Raw genomic sequence first — 19,295 nt, 5'->3', positions numbered from 1 at the left:
TAAAAACAAGATGACGAATGTGAGCAGGCTTTTTATAATAAACTTGCCTTTTAAGAGGTGATATTAATGAATGAAGTAATAGGTAGATGTCCAGTTTGCAGTGAAAAAATGGTGGTAACAAGGCTGGAATGTCCTCAATGTGGAACAGCAATTGAAGGTAAATTTGAACTTTGTAAATTTTGTTATTTGTCAAAAGAGCAAAGAGATTTTTTGGAACTTTTCATACGGACGAGGGGAAATATAAGGGAAATGGAAAAAGAATTAGGCTTATCTTATCCTACAATTAGAAACAAATTGGACAATTTGATTGCTGCTTTGGGATATGAAGTTGAAAGAAGGCCTACAGTAGACAAAAAAGAAGTCCTGAAGAAGTTAGAAAGTGGTGAAATAACTGTTCAAGAAGCTTTGAAACTTTTAAAAGAATAGTAAGGATTAGGGGGCAAGCTCTATGAATGAAGAAAAAGAATTGATTTTAAAAATGCTAGAGGAGGGGAAGATAACAGCAGAGGAAGCGGCTCAATTGCTTGAAGCGATAGAGGGAGAAGAATTTTTTTATGAAGAAGAATTAGAAGAGGTAGAAGAGAAAGAGAAGGCAAATAAAAAAGAGGAAAGTTTTTCAAAGCTAGAAGAAATTCCTTTTAAAATAGAAGAGAAAATTGATAAGGCAATCTCTACAGTAAGAGAGAAAGAAAGAGAAATTTCTACTTTTGAGAGGACAGTTGACCGGCTGCTGGATACTTTTTTAGGAATATCTTTAGGAAAGACAATTGAAAAAGAATTTCGATGCGATAGTGTAGCGGAAAATACTAATATAAGAATAGAAGGGAGAAATGGAGAAATTTATATTGAAACGTGGGAAGAAGAGTATGCTTCTATTACCACAAGATATGTAGTTCCCAGAAATGGAGAAGAAGAAATTATATACAATTGCCAAAATGGAATATTAGAAGTAAAGAAGACTCCAAAGATAAAGGCTTTGAGTGTTAAAATGTATCTTCCTAAGGTTAAATATAAAAATATAACACTTTCTACTACAAATGGCAGAATTTCCATAGAATGTATTGAAGGAGAAAGTCTGCAGGCTTACACTACCAATGGAAGCATTTACTTAGAAGAGATAAAGTCTTATCAAATAGAGAACCACACTACAAATGCGAAGATAGAGGTGGATGATGCTACTTGTGAAAGGGTTGTTTGTCGCACTTCTAATGGCAGTATAGCTGTAGAGGACAGTACTTTCAACGATGCAGATTTAAACACAATAAATGGTAAAATAATTGTAGAGGATTTTAAAGTCAATTCAAGCAATTCTTCCCTAAAGGCAAGTACTACTAATGGCAGTATCGAAATGGAGATTGCTGATGAAAAGGTTGGCGTTTCTTTTGATTTGAGCACAGTAAATGGCAAGTGTCAAGTGAAATTGCCAAGTATGTTTTATGAGGTAAGAGGAGCTACTCATCTTAAAGGGAAAACTCAAGACTATGAAAAGGCTTATAATAAAATAAATATAGTAGCTCGTACTGTCAATGGGAATGTTCATTTAGAGTGAGGGGGTATTTTTATGGAAGAAGAAAAAATGAGAATTTTAAAGATGTTAGAAGAGGGCAAAATAACAGCTGAAGAAGCGGCTGAGCTATTGAAAGCTATCGATGATAATGGGGGAGAAGAAATAAGTTCCAAAACAAGTCAAAAAAATAAATTCAAATGGATGAAGATAAAGGTTTATGACATAGTTAACAATAGATTAAAGGTGAATCTTGCAATACCATATAGTCTTGTCAACTTGGGAATGAAAATAGGAGGAAAATTTATTCCTTCTGAAGTTACAAATGCAGGTATAAATTTAGAAGAAATTCTTGAGGCGCTAGAAAAAGGAGAAACAGGGAAAATAATAGATGTATATGATGAAGAAGATGGGGAACATGTAGAAATAAGTCTGGAGTAACGTATAAAAATCGCCTTTTATGGCGATTTTTATACGTTAAATCTGAAGACTACTATATCCCCATCCTGCATCACATAATCTTTTCCTTCCAGTCTCATAAGTCCCATTTCTCTTGCTGCTGCCTGTGAACCAGCTTTTACTAAATCTTCATACGAGATCACTTCTGCCCTTATAAATCCTTTTTCAAAATCTGAATGAATTTTTCCTGCTGCTTGAGGTGCTTTTGTGCCTTTTTTTATTGTCCAAGCGTGGACTTCTTTTGGTCCAGCGGTGAAAAAGGTTATAAGTCCAAGGAGAGAGTAACCATGCCTTATTATGTTGTTAAGGCCAGGTTCGGCAAGGCCGTATTCTCTCAAAAGTTCATTTCTTTCTTCATCACTTAAAGAAGCTAATTCTTCTTCAATTTTTGCACTTATAACTAAAACTTGGGAATTCTCATTTTCAGCATATTCTTTTAGTTGCTTTACATATTGATTTTCTTCTCCTGAAATTAAGTCTTCTTCTGATATATTTGCTACATACATAACAGGTTTATAGGTAAGCAACATAAGTTGACTTACAAAACTTTTTTCTTCTTCAGTAAATTGAAGAGCCCTTACAGGTTTCCCTTCATCTAATCCTTTTTTTATTTTTTCAAGTACTTCCACTTCAAAGGCTGCTTTTTTATCATTTCGCGCAAGTTTTGATGTTTTTTGAAGACGCCTTTCAATAACTTCCATGTCAGCAAGTATAAGCTCTAAAGTTATTATTTCAACATCTCTTATAGGATCAATACTTCCTTCTACATGGACAATGTTGCTATCTTCAAAGCATCTTACCACGTTTAATATAGCATCAACTTCCCTAATATGAGAAAGAAATTTATTTCCTAAACCCTCTCCTTTACTTGCCCCTTTTACAAGTCCTGCTATGTCAACAAATTTTATAGTTGCAGGTATGATTTTTTGGGGATTTTCAATTTTTGACAAAAAATCTAACCTTTCATCAGGCACAGATACAATTCCGACATTTGGCTCAATAGTGCAAAAGGGGTAATTTGCACATTCTGCACCTGCTTTTGTAATTGCGTTAAACAAAGTGCTTTTACCGACGTTAGGTAGTCCAACAATTCCTATTTCCATTTCATCTTCCCTCCAATAGTTTTACATATGCATTATATATTACTCACAAAATTTTTTCAAATGTTTTTCATAAAAATTCCATAATTTAGCATAATACTTTTTAATAAAAGTGCAAAAATATATTTTGAGGAGGTGCATAGCTTTGAAAAAAATAAAAAGTATAATTACAATAATGCTTATTGGGATAATGATAATGGTTTCAATGGCAGGATGCAAAACTGCGACTAAAAAGCCTACTCCTGCCCGTTATACACCAGCCCCTACAAGGACTACTCCTGCGCCTTCTAAGACAGCCCCAGGATATACTGCACCTGCACCGACAACACCTACACCTGCTCCAACTGCTGTAAGAAAACCGACACCTGAGAGTGTAAGGGCTTCTAAGATAGCTTCAAATGTTGCCAAAATACCAGAAGTAAACAAGGCTACAGTGGTAATTTCAGGGACAAATGCTATTGTAGGTGTGGATATGAAGGCAAGGGTACAAGGCGCTCATGAAACTGATGTGAAAAAGAAAATAGAAAAAACAGTAAAAGACACAGATAAGTCTATAAAAAGAGTTTATATAACTGCTGACCCAGATTTGTACAAGAGAATAGATAATATTGCTAAGGGTATTTCAGAGGGAAGACCAGTTTCTGAATTTGCAAAACAGATATCAGAAATTATTAAGCGCATAACGCCTGGCATGTAAAAAACCTGGGGTTTTTCCCCGGGTTTATGTATTATTGACTTTGTGATACAATTATCATATAATCAAAAAATAATTGGATTATTTTAGAAGGAGTTGATTCCATGGAATTAATTGAGAAACAATTAAACAACGGAATAAATTTGTACATAGATACTACAGACAAATTTAAAACAGTGACAATTAATCTTTATATCCACAATCAATTAGGAAAAGAGGCTACAAAATACGCTTTGCTGCCTGCTGTTTTAAAAAGGGGTACTTCTAGTATTAAAACCTATAAAGAAATGGTGAAGTTTTTAGAAAACTTATACGGCACTACTATGGCTGTTTCTGTGTATAAAAAAGGAGAAAGGCACCTTCAACAATATAGATTGGAATTACCTCAAGAGGAGTACATAAAAGAGAATATTTTAGAAGAGGGAGTAAAATTTTTAAAAGAGTTAGTTTTCAACCCTCTTACAGAAGGAAATGCTTTTAATAAAGATTATGTACTTCAAGAAAAAGAGATTCACAAAAATTTAATAGATTCAAGAATAAATGACAAAACCAAATATGCGGTAGACCGTTGTTATGAAGAGATGTGTAAAGGGGAGCCTTTTGCTATATTCGAATTAGGCAAGAGTGAGGACTTAGAGGTTATTGATGAAAAAAATCTTTACCACTATTATCAAAATTGTATTAATACTTTGCCGATGGATATATATGTAGTGGGAAACGTAGACCCTAAATATGTAGAAGAGGTTTTTAGAAAATATTTTGCTTTTCAAAGAGGACAAATATTAAATATTCCTTCCCCAAATATATATAAAGAAGTAAAGGAAGTAAAATATGTGACAGAAAATTTAGAAGTAACCCAGGGGAAGCTTACTCTTGGCTTTAGAACTAATGTGCCGGCTAACAGTGAGGAATATTTTCCTCTTTTGGTATACAGTGGTGTATTAGGAGGAGGACCTTTTTCTAAACTTTTTATGAATGTGAGGGAAAAGGCAAGTCTTGCTTATTATGCTTATTCAAGGCTTGAGAGATTTAAAGGTTTAATGGTGGTAAGTTGCGGCATAGAGATAGAAAATTACAACAAAGCTCTTGATATAATACTTAAACAGTTAAAAGAAATTGAAGAAGGTAATATCTCAGATTATGAATTAGATTCCACAATAAAAGCCTTAAAGACCTCTTTGAATGCAATGAAAGACAATGCTACTTCTAAATCTGACTACTATTTGTCACAAAAAATTGCAGGAGCAGATTTAAATATAGAAGAATTTATTAAAAAAGTAGAAAAGGTGACAAAAGAGGACGTAGTGGAAGTTGCTAAAAAGGTTAAATTAGATACGGTGTATTTTATGACCGGCAAAAAGGAGGAATAATTATGCAGCAGTTGTACAATGAGAGAATAGACGAAAAAATACTTTTACAAGAATTGGATAATGGCCTGAAAGTGTATATAATGCCGAAAAGAGGTTATACAAAGCAGTTTGCAATATTTGCTACCCATTTTGGTTCTAATGACAGTAAGTTTATCGCTCCAGGGGATACTAATGTAACGGAGGTACCTGATGGGGTTGCACATTTTTTGGAACACAAAATGTTCGAAGAGGAAGAAGGTAGTATTTTTGAGCAGTTTTCAAAATTAGGGGCTTCAGCTAACGCTTATACAAATTTTACTACAACTGCTTATTTATTTGCGAGTACTGAAAACTTCTATGAAAATCTAAAACTTTTAGTGAAGTTTGTACAAAATCCTTATTTTACAGATGAAAATGTGGAAAAAGAAAAGGGAATAATAGCTCAAGAAATAAGGATGTATCAAGATGACCCCAATTGGAGAGTTTATTTTAACGCATTAGAGGCTCTTTATCATGTACATCCAGTTAGAAAAGACATAGCTGGTACGATTGAATCAATTTCGCAAATAAATAAAGAAATCTTGTATAAATGTTATTACACATTTTATCATCCTGAAAATATGGTATTGTTTGCTGTAGGAGATATTGATATAGATAAAACTCTTGACGTTATAAAAGAAAATGTGAGACAGGATAAAAAACAGGGAGAAATAGAAAGGATATATCCTAAAGAGCCTTCAAGCGTTTATAAAAAAGAAGTTGTACAAGATATGCAAGTATCCATTCCTCTTTTTAATCTAGGTTTTAAAGATACAGATGTGGGTTTTGGGGGAAAGAAATTATTAAAGAAAAATTTAGAGATACAAATAGGTTTGGAAATGGCATTAGGCAGAAGTTCTGACTTGTATGAGAGGCTTTACAATGAAGGGCTTATTGACAGCACTTTTAGCTTTGATTACGGTGGAGAGATAGATTACGGTTATTCTATAATAGGAGGTCAATCTAAAGATCCTTTTAAAGTGAGAGATATCATTTTAAATGCAATAAATAATCTACAATTTTTAAAGGAAGAAGATTTTGAGAGAATAAAGAAAAAATACATAGGAAAATTTTTAAGAACATTTAATTCGGTCGATAGTATAGCTTACAGTTTTATAAACTTTTATATGAAGGAAATAAATTTACTGGATTATTTAGATCTGCTTTATAGTATAAGCTTTGAAGATGTTAGAGAAAGATTTCAAAATCATCTGAGAGAAGAGAATAGTGTGCTTTCCGTTGTGAATCCTATTAAAAAATAAAAATCAGGCGCAAAGCCTGTTTTTTTTATTTTTTTATAAAAATTTAGCAGGATTTTTTAAATTTATATAGAATAACATATTAAGTGGTGCAATGTGGTGGTAAGTGGGAGAATGTGAAGGGAAAGTTTGGTGTTTTGTATGTTGATGGGTCAATACGAACACACAATTGATGCAAAAGGAAGAGTCATAATCCCCGCTAAATTCAGAGAAGAGCTGGGGGATAGGTTTGTATTGACTAAAGGATTGGACAATTGCTTATTCGTATATTCACTGGATGAGTGGAAAAATATTGAGGCCAAACTTAAAACTTTGCCACTTACCAAAAAAGACGCAAGAGCATTTACGAGATTTTTCTTAGCTGGAGCTGTGGAATGTGAAATTGATAAACAGGGAAGAATACTTATACCTGCTAATTTAAGAGAGCATGCCAAAATAGAAAAAGATGTTATATTTATTGGAGTTTCTACAAGGGTTGAGATTTGGAGTAAAGAGGTTTGGGAAGAGTATTCTAATAATACAGATGTTTCTTTTGAAGAGATTGCTGAGCATCTTGACGACTTAAATATATAGGTGTGATAAAGAATGGAATATAGCCATAAAAGTGTTTTGCTTAAGGAGACAATTGAATATTTAAATATAAAACCAGAGGGAATATATGTAGATGGTACTTTAGGTGGTGGAGGTCATTCTGAAGAAATATTAAAAAGGCTTACCACCGGAAAGTTAATTGCGATAGATAGAGATTTGGATGCGATAAAAGCTAGCAAAGAAAGGATTAAAAATTACAAAAATGTAGAGTACATAAATGATAATTTTAAAAATATAAAAGAGATACTTAAAAGTTTGGATATTGACAAGGTTGATGGCATCCTTTTGGATTTGGGGGTATCTTCTTATCAATTAGAAGAAGTTGAACGCGGTTTTTCTTATATGAAAGATGCTCCGCTGGATATGAGAATGGACAAAAATTCACCTTTTTCTGCCTATGATGTGGTGAACAAGTATTCACAGCAAGAATTAGAAAGAGTGATAAGAGAATATGGAGAAGAGAAATGGGCATCGCGTATTGCTAAATTTATTGCAAAAGAAAGAGAAAAAGGAGAAATAAAAACTACTTTCCAATTAGTAGAGATTATAAAAAATGCTGTTCCTGCCTCTGCCAGGAGAGAAGGACCACATCCAGCAAAAAGAACATTTCAAGCCATACGAATAGAAGTCAATGAAGAACTTAAAGGTTTAGATAAGGCGATTGAGGATATGGTAGAGGTATTACGGGGGAAAGGGCGCATTGCGATAATCACATTTCACTCTTTGGAAGATAGAATTGTGAAGAATACTTTTAAAAAATTAGAAAATCCCTGCACTTGTCCACATAATATGCCTTGTACTTGTGGCAAAGAACCTTTGATAAAAATCATCACAAAAAAACCGGTACTACCTTCCAAAGAGGAAATAGAGACAAATTCAAGGTCTCGCAGTGCAAAACTTAGAGTTGCAGAAAAACTGTAAGTTCTAAAAGAAATGGAGGTAGAATAAATTGATAGTAGCACAAAGAGAATATAATTACGAGTATCCCCCATATACCTCAGAAAAGAAAGAGCAAGTAAGAAAAACTAAAAAAAACAGGAAATTAAAGAATTTACTTTTGGTAGTTTTTATAAGTTCTCTAAGCATTTTGATACTTTACAGGTATACTGTAATTTATCAAAGGTCAATTGCTTTAGATAAAATGGAAAAACAAGTACAATATACAGAAAATTTAAATCAACAATTAAAAGCCCAAATTGCTTCTTTAAGCAATCCTGCTCGAATTGAAGAGATTGCAAAAGAAAAATTAGGAATGCAATTGCCAGAAGAAAATCAGATAGTCTATATAAATGTGGGAGAAAAGCCTAAAGTAGCTGAAGAGAAAAAAGGTGAAGAGAAATCACAAGATAGAAGTAACTTTTTTATGAGGATATTGGGGGTGTTGAATAGATAGGGGGGATAATAAATATATCCAACCATATCTGTAAAGAGAAGAATTCTTTTTTTACTTTTTTTATCTTCTATAGTAGTTTTTGGACTTATACTTAGACTTTTTTGGATACAGGTTGTAAAAAGTGAAGAATATCAAAAGATGGCACTTCCTCAATGGACTTTAGACGTATCTGTTAGCGACAAAAGGGGAAATATATTTGATAGAAATGGCAAAGTATTAGCAGAAAATATAAGTGTTAATAAAATAAGTGTTATCCCCAAAGAAATACCTGATTCTCAAAGAGAAGCAGTAGCTGAAGCTTTAGCCCAAATATTAAATTTAGATAAAGGAAAAGTTCTTCAAAAGATTTCTAATAAAAACTTACAAGAAGTGTTAATTGCTAAACAAGTTGATGACGAAAAGGCAGCAGAGATAAGAAAGCTTAATATAGATGGAATAATAATTTCTGAGGACATGAAAAGATTTTATCCAAATAATACTCTTGCATCTCATGTCTTGGGCTTTACTGGAATTGACAACCAAGGTTTAGATGGTATTGAATTAGCATTTGACAACTTTTTAAGAGGTATTCCGGGAAGAATTTCTACTCCAATGGATGCTATAGGTAGAAAGATGGATGTGGGAGAGGATGAGTATTTTGAACCTCTTCCAGGTTATAACGTAGTGCTTACAATAGATGAAACTATTCAGCATTTTGCAGAAAAGGCTCTTAACCAAGCGATGGTTCATTCTAAGCCTTCAAAAGGAGCAGTAGCCATTGTTATGGACCCCAAAACAGGGGAAATATTGGCTTTGGCTAATAGACCAAATTTTAATCCTAATAATCCTTTTGAAGGACCGCAGGAGGAATGGTATAAAGCTTGGCGAAATAAAGCTATTTCTGATTCTTATGAACCTGGTTCTGTTTTTAAGACAATTACTGCTTCTGCAGCTTTAGAAGAAAAACTTGTAGGTCTTAATGAACAGTTTTATTGTCCGGGCTATACTATAGTTTCTGGACATAGAATAAATTGCTGGGCTACCCATGGCAGTGAAAATTTTGTTCAAGGTGTTCAAAATTCCTGCAACGCAGTTTTTGTGACGTTAGGACAAAGGCTAGGAGTAGAAAAACTCTATAAATACATACATGATTTTGGATTTGGACAAAGGACAGGAATACTTCTTCCTGGTGAAGCTCCAGGTCTTGTATTGGCAGAAAGTAGTGTTGGGCCTGTTGAGTTAGCCACTAATTCTTTTGGGCAAGGTATTGCTGTGACGCCTCTTCAGATGATTACTGCTGTCTCCGCAATAGCCAATGGAGGAAAATTGATGCAACCTCTAATTGTGAAATCAATTGTAGATTCAAATGGAAAAGTAGTGAAGGAATTTAAACCAAAAGTAGTGAGGCAAGTCATTTCTGAACAGACCTCTTCTACAATGAGAGAAATACTAAAAAGTGTAGTGTCAGAGGGAACAGGCAAAGCAGGATATATTGAAGGATTTGATGTAGCTGGAAAGACTGGTACTACAGAAAAATATATGCCAGGCAAATATGTGGCATCTTTTATAGGTTTTGCACCAGCGGAGGATCCAAAAGTTATTGTGTTGGTGGTAATAGATGAGCCTAATAATCCGGAAACCCATTTTGGAAGCCAATTGGCTGCACCTGTAGTAAAGAGCATTTTAGAAGATACCTTAAGATATTTGGAAGTACAGCCAAGAGGAATAGAAAAACCTGCATCGGTTGTGGTACCGGATGTGAGGAATATGAAACTTTATGAAGCAGAAAACATTATTTTGTCGAATAAGCTTAATTTTATAATAGAAGGAAATGGAGATACCGTTTTTGACCAAATGCCTAAACCAGGAGCAATTGTAGAAGAAAACACACAAGTTATTTTGTACTTAAATGCTGAAAAAATACAAGAAGTAGTAGTTCCTGATTTAACTGGTAAGAGCGTAAAAGAAGCTACAGAAATTCTAAATTCTTTAGGACTTAAAATAAGAATAAAAGGCAGTGGTTTTGCTGTAAATCAAAGTCCGAAAGAAGGTACGATTTTGAAAAAAGGTGAAACTGTAGAAGTGGAGTTTAGGCCTAAGGAAAATTAAACTTCCTCTATGCAAAATCTATAATTGTGCTATACTATTTAGTGGTGGTATGCTTTTTAGATATTTTTGTGAGGAGGCCTAACATGAAACTTATAGATATTTTAAAAGGAGTCAACTGCGAGATAAAAGGAGATCCTAATATAGACATCAGTGGGGTGTGTTACGATTCCCGTAAATCTAAAAATAAATATTTATTTATCGCTATAAAAGGGTTTAAAACCGATGGTATTTTCTATGTGGAAGAGGCTATTAAAAATGGGGCAGTTGCTGTTGTTACAGATAGGGAAATAAAAGAATATCCCGGAATTACAACAGTATTAGTAGAAGATGCTCGAGCTGCCATGGCAAAAATAGCTTCTAATTTTTACAATAACCCCACCAGCAAACTTACTTTAATTGGTGTAACAGGAACAAATGGCAAAACCTCTGTTACTTATATGCTAAAAGCGATTTTAGAAAGGCAAAATAATAAAGTGGGCCTAGTGGGGACTATACAAAATATGATAGGGGATGAAGTGATACCTTCTGTACATACCACACCTGAATCATTGGATTTGCAGGAGCTTTTTAGCATTATGGTGAACAAAGGTGTTAAGTATGTGGTTATGGAGGTATCATCTCATTCTTTAGCATTAAATAGAGTAGGCGAATGTGAATTTGATATAGCAGTTTTTACCAACTTATCCCAAGACCATTTAGATTTTCACCAGAACATGGAAGAGTATGCTAAGACAAAGAGTAAGTTATTCAAGATGGCGAAGAGTGCGTCGGTCATCAATATAGATGATAAATACTCTTCTATGATGATTGAGAGTTCTAAAGCAAAAGTTTTGACTTATGGTATAAAAGATTTTGCTTATGTTATGGCAAAGGATATTAGGAATAGTTTAGATGGTGTAAAGTTTAAAGTTCAGATTGAAGATAAAAAAGAAGAGATTTCATTAAAAATTCCAGGAATTTTTAGCGTCTACAATGCTTTAGCTGCCATTACAGTGGCTGATTTTCTTGGTATTTCTTTGCGAAGTGTGAGAGAAGCTTTAAGTCAGGTCACAGTAAAAGGTCGATTTGAACTGGTGGAGACAGGAAAAGACTTTTATGTGATTATAGATTATGCCCATACTCCTGACGGAATACAGAATATAATGGAGGCATTGAAGGAATATAAAACTGGAAGAAAAATACTTCTTTTCGGTGCTGGAGGAGATAGGGATAAAACTAAAAGGCCTTTGATGGGAGAAGTTGCAGGGAAGTATGCGGATTTTTGCATTTTGACTTCGGATAATCCTCGTTCGGAAGACCCAAGAGAAATAATTTCACAAATTGAGGAAGGCATAAAAAAGACTAATTGCCCTTATGTTGTAATAGAAAATAGAAAAGAAGCGATAAGCTACGCTCTGACTAATGCTCAAAAAGACGATGTAATAATACTTGCAGGTAAAGGACACGAAACTTATCAAATTATAGGAGATAAGGTTATTCACTTTGATGAGAGAGAAATAGTTAAAGAAATTTTGTCTGAAGGCGGTAATAGATGATGGAACTTTTAATAGATGAAATTGTAAGAGCTACTGAGGGAAAATTGATAAAAGGAAGTTTAAAGGATAAAGTAATAGGAATTTCAACTGATTCGAGAAAAGTCAAAAAAGATGAATTATTTATCCCTTTGAAAGGGGAAAAATACGATGGAGAAGATTTCGTAAAAGATGCAATAGACAAAGGTGCTATTGCAGTTATTACTGCGAGGTTGGAAAATGTAGAGTGTTTGAAAGATTTTTCAGTTGATGTCATTTACGTTAATGAGACTTTAGAAGCTTTGCATAAAATTGCTTCTTATTATAGAAAAAAATTCAATATTCCTTTTATTGCTGTGACAGGTAGCAGTGGAAAAACTACTACGAAAGATATGATTGCACAAATATTGTCTAAAAAGTATAAAGTTTTGAAAACAGAGGGAAATTTTAATAATGAAATTGGCTTGCCATTGACAATTTTTAATTTGGAAGATACTCATCAGATTGCGGTAGTGGAAATGGGAATGAGTGGTTTTGGAGAAATTAGGAGGCTAAAGAATATTGCAGAGCCTCAAGTAGCAGTTTTTACAAATATAGGAGTTGCTCATATCGAAAAATTAGGCTCAAGAGAAAATATATTAAAAGCAAAAACTGAGTTAATTGAAAATTTTAAAGAGGAAAATGTGATTGTATTAAATGCAGATGATGATATGCTATCAAAAATTCCTCTGCAGTATTCAAGTAAGTATTACAGATATGGTATAAAAAGTGGAGAAATTAAAGCTTGCGATATAGAAAAAGGAGAAAAAGATATAAAATATACTTTAAAATATAAAAATTTGGAGAAAGAAATAAAGCTTTCGATTCCTGGTATTCATAATGTGTACAATTCTCTTGCTGCTATTTGTGTTGGATTAGAGTTTGGCATTAATGTAGAGGACATGGCAGAGGCTTTAAAAGATTTTCAACCAGGCAAAAGGAGACTCAATATAATAGAAATAGGTGATATAAAAATTATTGACGATGTATATAATGCTAATCCGGATTCTATGAAAGCAGCTTTAAGTGTATTAAGGGATTTACCTGCTAAGAGAAAAATAGCAGTTTTAGGAGATATGCTGGAATTAGGTGAGTATGCAGTAGAAGCACACAAAGAAATAGGAAAATTGGTGGCAGATAGCCATATAGATATTTTGATAACGTCTGGTGATATGTCGAAATATATTGCAGAAGAATCCAAGGTTTGTGGGATGAAAGGGAACAATATTTTTGTTTGTAACACTAATGAAGAGGTTAATGAAATTTTGAAAGATATTATCAAAGAAGGGGATTCAATTTTAGTAAAAGGTTCAAGAGGTATGAAAATGGAACAAATAGTACAATTTTTGCAGGAGAGGGTAAAGTAAAATGTTACAAAAGATAATTTTGGCTACAGTTGTTGCTTTTGTGCTAAGCTTGGTGTCTGGTCCTCTTTTTATACCTTATCTTAGAAAATTAAAATTTGGGCAAAAAGTAAGAGAAGATGGGCCTAAAAGCCATTTAAAAAAATCTGGAACCCCTACAATGGGGGGAATAATGTTTATTACAGCCACAGTTATTTCTACTTTAATTTTTTCTCATTGGAACAAATATTTAGCTATTTTGTTATTAGGTTTTTTGGGATATGGTTTAATAGGATTTGCAGATGATTTTCTAAAGGTTTATTTTAAAAGGCCTCTAGGTTTGAGAGCGAGAGAAAAACTTATTGGACAGTTTTTACTTGCGACAATCATTTCATATTTTGCTCAAAAATATGTGGGAACAGAAGTGATTTTTCCTTTTTTAAAAACTACTATTGACCTTGGCAATTTATATATTCCTTTTATGGTTTTTGTAATAGTTGGAACAGTAAACAGTGTAAACTTGACAGATGGGCTTGATGGATTAGCAGCTGGTGTATCTTTTATTGTTATGGCTTTTTTCACTATGACAGCTTTATTTTTAAATAATATAACTTATGGAGCTTTTAGCGCTGCTTTGACAGGAGGATTGTTAGGATTTTTGAGGTATAATCGTCATCCTGCAGAGGTTTTTATGGGAGATACTGGTTCCTTAGCTATTGGAGGAGCTATAGCTACTGCCGCGGTTTTGACTAAATTGCCCTTGATTTTGCCCTTATTAGGCATTATTTATGTGGCTGAAGCTCTTTCAGTGATTATTCAGGTATTGTCTTTTAGATTGTTTGGTAAAAGGGTTTTTAAAATGAGTCCTTTACACCATCATTTTGAATTGTCAGGTTGGCAAGAACAAAATGTAGTCTACGCTTTTTGGATTGTTACTCTAATTGCTATGTTTATATCTTTTTATAGTTTAAGCTAAGGAGTGCAAATTATGGAGCTAAAGGGTAAAAAAATTTTTGTGGCAGGTTTAGGAGTTAGCGGAATAGCTTTGTGTAAAGTGTTGGACAGCTTGAAAGCGAAAGTAATAGCTTATGATGGAAAAGAATATGATGTATTAAAAGAAAATTTAGAAGAAATTAAAAGTTTGTCCATAGATTTTAGGTTTGGTAAATTCAAAAGGGAATTTTTAGAAGGCATAGATTTGGTCGTTTTAAGTCCAGGTGTTCCTATTGATTCGGATATAGTAAAAACAGCACAAGAAAAGAAAATTGAAGTATTGGGAGAAGTGGAGTTTGCATATAGGTTTTCTAAAGCTCCTATTTATGCAATTACAGGTACAAATGGCAAAACAACTACTACTTCTTTATTAGGCGAAATGTTTAAAAATGCAGGGAGAAAGGTATATGTTGCTGGGAATATAGGTTATCCACTTATTTATGCTGTCATGGAAGCGACAGAGGGGGATTTCATAGTAGCAGAGATTAGCAGCTTTCAATTAGAGACTATAAAAGAGTTTAAACCTAAAATAAGCTGTATAATAAATATTACTCCTGATCATTTAGACAGACATAAAACCTTTGAAAATTATAGGGATATAAAAGGAAGAATTTTTGAAAATCAACGAGAAGATGAATATACTGTTCTCAATTACGATGACCCTGTTACTTGGAGTCTAAAAAATAAGGCTAAATGCAGAGTTTTTCCTTTTAGTAGAAAAAGTTTATTAGAAAATGGGGCATATGTAAAAGATGGAAGTATTTATATAAGTGTTAATGGAAATGCTGAAAAAATTATTGACATAGAGGAAATTTATATTCCCGGAGAACACAATTTAGAGAATGCATTGGCCGCTTCTTCAGTAGCATATCTTTCAGGAATTAGTGCAGATGTTATTGCAAATACTTTAAAAACTTTTAAAGGTGTAGAACATAGGATTGAGTTTGTTGATGAAATAAATGGTATAAAATTTTATAACGATTCTAAAGGGACTAACCCAGACGCTTCAATTAAAGCAATACAGGCCTTAAAAACCCCTATAGTTTTAATTGCTGGTGGTTATGATAAAGGTAGTGAATTTGATGAGTTTGTAAAAGCCTTTAATGGGAAAGTAAAGAAATTGATTTTGATAGGGCAAACTGCAAAAAAAATCAGAGATACTGCAAGGAAGTATTCTTATCCTGAGGATGACATACTTTTTGCTGGTACCTTAGAAGAAGCTGTTAAAAAAGCTTATGAAAGTGCGAAAGAGGGAGATAGTGTACTTTTATCACCAGCTTGTGCCAGTTGGGATATGTTTAGGAATTTTGAAGAGAGGGGAAGAATCTTTAAAAAGGCAGTGGCAGAGTTGAGGAGGTAAAATAATGAAAAAAAGTACCCTGTGGATTATGGCATTTTACTCACAGTTTTAATACTAGTCTCCATTGGTGTAATTATGGTCTTTAGTGCTAGTTCTGCCAGTGCTGAGTATATGTATAATGATGCCTATTATTTTTTAAAAAGGCAATTGTTATGGGTAATATTGGGCTTTTTTGCTATGGTTTTTATGATGAATTTTGATTACACTATTTTAAAAAAGTTAGCTGGTCCTTTACTTATTATTTCGATTGGATTGCTTATTGCAGTCTTGATTCCTGGAATAGGAGTTGAAAGGTATAATGCGACCAGATGGTTAGGAGTTGGAAGCTTTACAATCCAGCCTTCTGAATTGGCAAAATATGCTCTTATTATATACTTGGCAAAATATTTTGACAAACATCCCGATTATGCAAAGAGTTTCAAAAAGGGAGTTATGCCTGTCTTAGGATTGGCAGGGTTGCTTTTTGGCCTTATAATGTTACAGCCTAATTTTAGTACAGCTGGTATTATATTTATTGTGGCTGTAATAATTCTCTTTGTAGCAGGTGCTAAATTATCTTTTATGGGAGCTTTATTTGGAGCAGGAATTGGGGCAGCTATCGTTGTTTTTTCATCTTTTAAGTATATACGGGAAAGGGTATTTACATTTTTAAATCCGTGGCAGGATATTCAAAAATCTGGATATCAAATCGTACAATCCCTTTATGCATTAGGCTCGGGAGGACTATTTGGAGTTGGACTCGGAGGAAGCAGGCAAAAACTTATGTATCTGCCTATGCCTTACAATGATTTTATATTTTCCATAATTGGAGAAGAATTAGGACTTGTTGGTACAGTCACTATACTTTTGATGTTTTTATACCTTATTTTGCGAGGTTTGAGAGTGGCTGCAAAAGCTCCAGATATGTTTGGATGTCTTTTAGCTACAGGAATTACAAGTCTTATAGGAGTTCAAACACTTATAAATGTTGCGGTTGTAACTTCTTCTATGCCACCTACAGGGGTGTCTCTTCCTTTTATAAGTTATGGAGGTACTTCTACTGTTATTATGATGGCAGGAGTAGGAATACTATTAAATATTTCACGATCTGCAAATTTAGATAGGAGTTGATGATAATTGAAATATTTGTTTGCTGGTGGAGGTACTGGAGGACATATTTATCCTGCCATAGCCATTGCTAAGGAAATATTAAAAAATGAAAAAGATGCTCAAATTTTATTTGTAGGTACAAAAAAAGGTTTAGAGAATGAATTGGTACCAAGAGAAGGTTTTGAATTAAAGACAATTACTGTGCAAGGATTTAAAAGGAAATTATCATTGGATACATTAAAAACTATTTATAAAGCAATGGTGGGGCTTAAGGAAGCAAATGATATTTTAAAAGAATTTAAACCAGATGTAGTAATTGGAACAGGGGGATATGTTGGTGGTCCTGTTTTAATGATGGCGGCTTTAAAAGGGATACCTACTTTGATTCATGAACAAAATGCTTTTCCAGGCCTTACAAATAAGGTACTATCACGATTTGTGAAGGTAGTAGCGGTAAGTTTTGAAGAATCAGTTAAATATTTTAAAAATAAAGAAAAAGTTGTGGTAACAGGTAATCCAATTAGAAGAGAATTGCTAAAAGTTACTAAAGAGGAAGGTTTAAAAAATTTGGGTTTTTATTCTGATAAACCTTTAATAGTATCAGTAGGGGGAAGTAGAGGAGCAGAAAAAATAAATTTTACAATGGTAGAATTTTTAAAGCAAAAGGATAAAAACCTGCAAGTTTTAATAATTACAGGAGCTAATCAATATGAAAAAGTGTTGGAAAAAGTTAAAACTGAAACTATAAACATAGATGAAACAGTTAAAATAATTCCTTATTGTCACAATATGCAGGATGTATATGCTGCTGCAGACATTATAATCTGTAGGGCTGGTGCTATTACTTTGGCAGAAATTACTGCAAAAGGTGTTGCTTCAATCTTGATTCCTTCTCCTTATGTTGCTAATAATCACCAAGAGTATAATGCCCGGGTGTTAGAAAAAGCCGGAGCTTCTTATGTTATTTTAGAGAAGGATTTGATAGCAGAAGAATTGTACAAAAAAATCAAATATCTTCTTGATAATCCTCAAGTACTCTCTAGAATGAGAGATAATGCACGAAAAATTTCTAAAATTGATGCTGCGGAGAAGATATACAAGCTTATAAAAAGCATAACTTAATACCTTATGTAACACCCCATCTTATTTATGCATAGTATATGGTGTAAGCTGTATTAAATTTAGGGGTGATAAGATGGGGAAATTTAAAATTAATGGAGGGAACAGGCTGTATGGTGAGTTAAAGGTAAATGGCGCTAAAAATTCTGTTTTACCCATCCTTGCAGCATCAATTTTAAATGAAGGGATTTCTGTAATACATGATTGTCCAAAATTAAAAGATGTTTATTCAATGATAGAAATTTTAGAACATTTAGGGTGTAAGATAACTTTTAAAGGCAGAGATATTATTGTAGATGCAAGGGATGTAAAAGATAGTGAAATACCTGATAGCTTAATGAGAACCATGAGGTCATCTATATTTTTGATGGGGGCTTTAATATCAAGAAACAAAAAAGCTTTGATGAGTTTTCCAGGAGGTTGTGATATAGGACACAGACCTATAGATTTACATCTTAAGGGTTTGAGAAGATTAGGAGTTAAAATTGAAGAGTCTTATGGATATATTAAATGTGAAGGTGGGAAGATAAGAGGAAATGAAATTCACTTAGACCTTCCTAGTGTAGGAGCTACAGAAAATATTATGTTGGCGGGAGTTTTTGCAGAAGGTATTACCATCATTAGAAATGCGGCAAAAGAACCGGAAATAGAAGACTTGCAGAATTTCTTAAACTCTATGGGGGCGAAAATATCAGGAGCTGGTACTAACACGATTATCATAGAAGGAGTAAAAAGATTGCATGATGCGGAATACACCATAATTCCAGATAGAATTGTTGCAGGTACTTATCTTTGTGCTGCGGCGATGACACGAGGAGAATTAACAGTAGTAAATGCTTTAAAAGAACATTTAGAACCATTGCTGTCAAAATTGAGAGAGACGGGATGCGAAATACATGCTGGAAATGATTATATAAAAATTATAGGCGATAAGCGCCCCAAAGCAGTAGATATGATTGTTACATTGCCATACCCTGGCTTTCCCACAGATTTGCAGCCTCAGATGGTTTCGGTTTTATCTGTAGCAGATGGGACATCTATTGTTACGGAGACAATATTTGATAATAGATTTAAATACACAGAAGAACTTATACGAATGGGAGCAGATATAAAAGTGGATGGAAGAGTAGCGGTAATACGTGGTGTTGAGAAGCTAATGGGTGCAAAAGTAGTAGCAAGAGATTTAAGGGGAGGAGCTGCTTTGATTATTGCAGGTTTGGGGGCAGTAGGTGCTACAATAGTAGAAGAAGCAGAACACATTGATAGAGGATATGAATCAATCGAAAAGGCTTTAAAAAGTGTGGGAGGGGATATTGTAAGAATAATGTAAAACAGCGTCATGCTGTTTTACATATGCGAAAGAAA

Annotated in this window: 18 protein-coding genes; 17 read left to right on the top strand and 1 reads right to left on the bottom strand. The window is 33.6% G+C overall.

Going from position 1 to position 19,295, the window contains the following annotated elements; genetic code table 11:
* Positions 1-66 precede the first annotated feature (66 nt).
* Genes OEI98_RS09385 through OEI98_RS09375 form a run of 3 tightly spaced genes read left to right on the top strand, consistent with a single transcriptional unit; the run spans position 67 to position 1,945 of the window.
* Positions 67-426 carry a DUF2089 domain-containing protein gene (locus tag OEI98_RS09385; protein WP_003870158.1) on the top strand — a complete coding sequence of 120 codons (360 nt, stop codon included), beginning with the start codon at positions 67-69 and terminating at the stop codon, positions 424-426.
* Positions 427-448: 22 nt separating this feature from the next.
* Entirely contained in the window at positions 449-1,549 is a 1,101-nt protein-coding gene (locus OEI98_RS09380) for a DUF4097 family beta strand repeat-containing protein (protein ID WP_266037417.1), read from the top strand.
* A gap of 12 nt (positions 1,550-1,561) precedes the next feature.
* The gene (locus tag OEI98_RS09375) at positions 1,562-1,945 is read left to right on the top strand and encodes an SHOCT-like domain-containing protein (RefSeq protein ID WP_003870156.1); all 384 of its coding nucleotides are present in this window, start codon (positions 1,562-1,564) and stop codon (positions 1,943-1,945) included.
* Positions 1,946-1,974: 29 nt separating this feature from the next.
* Here OEI98_RS09375 and ychF read toward each other — a convergent pair whose 3' ends face one another.
* The gene (gene ychF, locus OEI98_RS09370) at positions 1,975-3,066 is read right to left on the bottom strand and encodes a redox-regulated ATPase YchF (RefSeq protein ID WP_129545143.1); all 1,092 of its coding nucleotides are present in this window, start codon (positions 3,064-3,066) and stop codon (positions 1,975-1,977) included.
* A gap of 142 nt (positions 3,067-3,208) precedes the next feature.
* On the opposite strand from ychF, the gene OEI98_RS09365 reads away from it, so the two are divergent.
* The 14 genes from OEI98_RS09365 (at position 3,209) to murA (ending at position 19,260) form a co-directional block, all read left to right on the top strand.
* A complete protein-coding gene (locus OEI98_RS09365) occupies positions 3,209-3,760 on the top strand; it encodes a YhcN/YlaJ family sporulation lipoprotein (RefSeq protein WP_003870154.1) in 552 nt (183 codons plus the stop codon).
* 101 nt (positions 3,761-3,861) lie between these two features.
* Entirely contained in the window at positions 3,862-5,127 is a 1,266-nt protein-coding gene (gene yfmF, locus OEI98_RS09360; RefSeq protein ID WP_003871537.1) for an EF-P 5-aminopentanol modification-associated protein YfmF, read from the top strand.
* Positions 5,128-5,129: 2 nt separating this feature from the next.
* Positions 5,130-6,407: an EF-P 5-aminopentanol modification-associated protein YfmH gene (gene yfmH, locus OEI98_RS09355; protein WP_003871538.1), complete on the top strand. Its 1,278-nt coding sequence runs from the start codon at positions 5,130-5,132 to the stop codon at positions 6,405-6,407.
* A gap of 138 nt (positions 6,408-6,545) precedes the next feature.
* Positions 6,546-6,977: a division/cell wall cluster transcriptional repressor MraZ gene (gene mraZ, locus OEI98_RS09350; protein ID WP_019907797.1), complete on the top strand. Its 432-nt coding sequence runs from the start codon at positions 6,546-6,548 to the stop codon at positions 6,975-6,977.
* A gap of 12 nt (positions 6,978-6,989) precedes the next feature.
* Positions 6,990-7,916, top strand: coding sequence for a 16S rRNA (cytosine(1402)-N(4))-methyltransferase RsmH (gene rsmH, locus OEI98_RS09345; protein ID WP_266037395.1), 927 nt, complete (start codon positions 6,990-6,992; stop codon positions 7,914-7,916).
* Between the two features lie 28 nt (positions 7,917-7,944).
* The gene (ftsL, locus tag OEI98_RS09340) at positions 7,945-8,388 is read left to right on the top strand and encodes a cell division protein FtsL (protein WP_004402396.1); all 444 of its coding nucleotides are present in this window, start codon (positions 7,945-7,947) and stop codon (positions 8,386-8,388) included.
* 12 nt (positions 8,389-8,400) lie between these two features.
* Positions 8,401-10,476 (top strand): stage V sporulation protein D, encoded by a 2,076-nt coding sequence (locus OEI98_RS09335; RefSeq protein ID WP_266040643.1) that lies wholly within the window; start codon positions 8,401-8,403, stop codon positions 10,474-10,476.
* A gap of 83 nt (positions 10,477-10,559) precedes the next feature.
* Positions 10,560-12,011 (top strand): UDP-N-acetylmuramoyl-L-alanyl-D-glutamate--2,6-diaminopimelate ligase, encoded by a 1,452-nt coding sequence (locus OEI98_RS09330; protein WP_004402393.1) that lies wholly within the window; start codon positions 10,560-10,562, stop codon positions 12,009-12,011.
* A complete protein-coding gene (locus tag OEI98_RS09325; RefSeq protein WP_003871202.1) occupies positions 12,008-13,393 on the top strand; it encodes a UDP-N-acetylmuramoyl-tripeptide--D-alanyl-D-alanine ligase in 1,386 nt (461 codons plus the stop codon). Before OEI98_RS09330 ends, OEI98_RS09325 begins: the two co-directional genes overlap by 4 nt.
* Position 13,394: 1 nt before the next feature.
* Entirely contained in the window at positions 13,395-14,345 is a 951-nt protein-coding gene (mraY, locus tag OEI98_RS09320; RefSeq protein WP_019907794.1) for a phospho-N-acetylmuramoyl-pentapeptide-transferase, read from the top strand.
* A gap of 12 nt (positions 14,346-14,357) precedes the next feature.
* Positions 14,358-15,722 carry a UDP-N-acetylmuramoyl-L-alanine--D-glutamate ligase gene (gene murD / locus OEI98_RS09315; protein ID WP_019907793.1) on the top strand — a complete coding sequence of 455 codons (1,365 nt, stop codon included), beginning with the start codon at positions 14,358-14,360 and terminating at the stop codon, positions 15,720-15,722.
* A 21-nt stretch (positions 15,723-15,743) separates the two neighbouring features.
* On the top strand, positions 15,744-16,832 hold the full coding sequence (spoVE, locus tag OEI98_RS09310) for a stage V sporulation protein E (RefSeq protein ID WP_266037380.1): 1,089 nt from the start codon (positions 15,744-15,746) through the stop codon (positions 16,830-16,832).
* A gap of 6 nt (positions 16,833-16,838) precedes the next feature.
* Positions 16,839-17,933, top strand: coding sequence for an undecaprenyldiphospho-muramoylpentapeptide beta-N-acetylglucosaminyltransferase (gene murG, locus OEI98_RS09305; protein WP_004402388.1), 1,095 nt, complete (start codon positions 16,839-16,841; stop codon positions 17,931-17,933).
* Positions 17,934-18,006: 73 nt separating this feature from the next.
* On the top strand, positions 18,007-19,260 hold the full coding sequence (gene murA / locus OEI98_RS09300) for a UDP-N-acetylglucosamine 1-carboxyvinyltransferase (protein WP_074592608.1): 1,254 nt from the start codon (positions 18,007-18,009) through the stop codon (positions 19,258-19,260).
* Positions 19,261-19,295: the final 35 nt, after the last annotated feature.

The organism is Thermoanaerobacter sp. RKWS2 (assembly GCF_026240795.1).
In the GTDB taxonomy this organism is placed as follows: Bacteria; Bacillota; Thermoanaerobacteria; order Thermoanaerobacterales; family Thermoanaerobacteraceae; genus Thermoanaerobacter; species Thermoanaerobacter ethanolicus.
Note: the sequence above shows the minus strand (reverse complement) of the source record. Positions and strands in the feature narration are given on the sequence as shown.

Excerpts from the sequence above, each read along its gene's own strand:
- OEI98_RS09385 (WP_003870158.1), top strand. The coding sequence starts at position 67 with ATGAATGAAGTAATAGGTAGATGTCCAGTTTGCAGTGAAAAAATGGTG.
- OEI98_RS09380 (WP_266037417.1), top strand. The coding sequence starts at position 449 with ATGAATGAAGAAAAAGAATTGATTTTAAAAATGCTAGAGGAGGGGAAG.
- OEI98_RS09375 (WP_003870156.1), top strand. The coding sequence starts at position 1,562 with ATGGAAGAAGAAAAAATGAGAATTTTAAAGATGTTAGAAGAGGGCAAA.
- ychF (WP_129545143.1), bottom strand. The coding sequence starts at position 3,066 with ATGGAAATAGGAATTGTTGGACTACCTAACGTCGGTAAAAGCACTTTG.
- yfmF (WP_003871537.1), top strand. The coding sequence starts at position 3,862 with ATGGAATTAATTGAGAAACAATTAAACAACGGAATAAATTTGTACATA.
- yfmH (WP_003871538.1), top strand. The coding sequence starts at position 5,130 with ATGCAGCAGTTGTACAATGAGAGAATAGACGAAAAAATACTTTTACAA.
- mraZ (WP_019907797.1), top strand. The coding sequence starts at position 6,546 with ATGTTGATGGGTCAATACGAACACACAATTGATGCAAAAGGAAGAGTC.
- rsmH (WP_266037395.1), top strand. The coding sequence starts at position 6,990 with ATGGAATATAGCCATAAAAGTGTTTTGCTTAAGGAGACAATTGAATAT.
- OEI98_RS09330 (WP_004402393.1), top strand. The coding sequence starts at position 10,560 with ATGAAACTTATAGATATTTTAAAAGGAGTCAACTGCGAGATAAAAGGA.
- OEI98_RS09325 (WP_003871202.1), top strand. The coding sequence starts at position 12,008 with ATGATGGAACTTTTAATAGATGAAATTGTAAGAGCTACTGAGGGAAAA.
- mraY (WP_019907794.1), top strand. The coding sequence starts at position 13,395 with ATGTTACAAAAGATAATTTTGGCTACAGTTGTTGCTTTTGTGCTAAGC.
- murD (WP_019907793.1), top strand. The coding sequence starts at position 14,358 with ATGGAGCTAAAGGGTAAAAAAATTTTTGTGGCAGGTTTAGGAGTTAGC.
- murA (WP_074592608.1), top strand. The coding sequence starts at position 18,007 with ATGGGGAAATTTAAAATTAATGGAGGGAACAGGCTGTATGGTGAGTTA.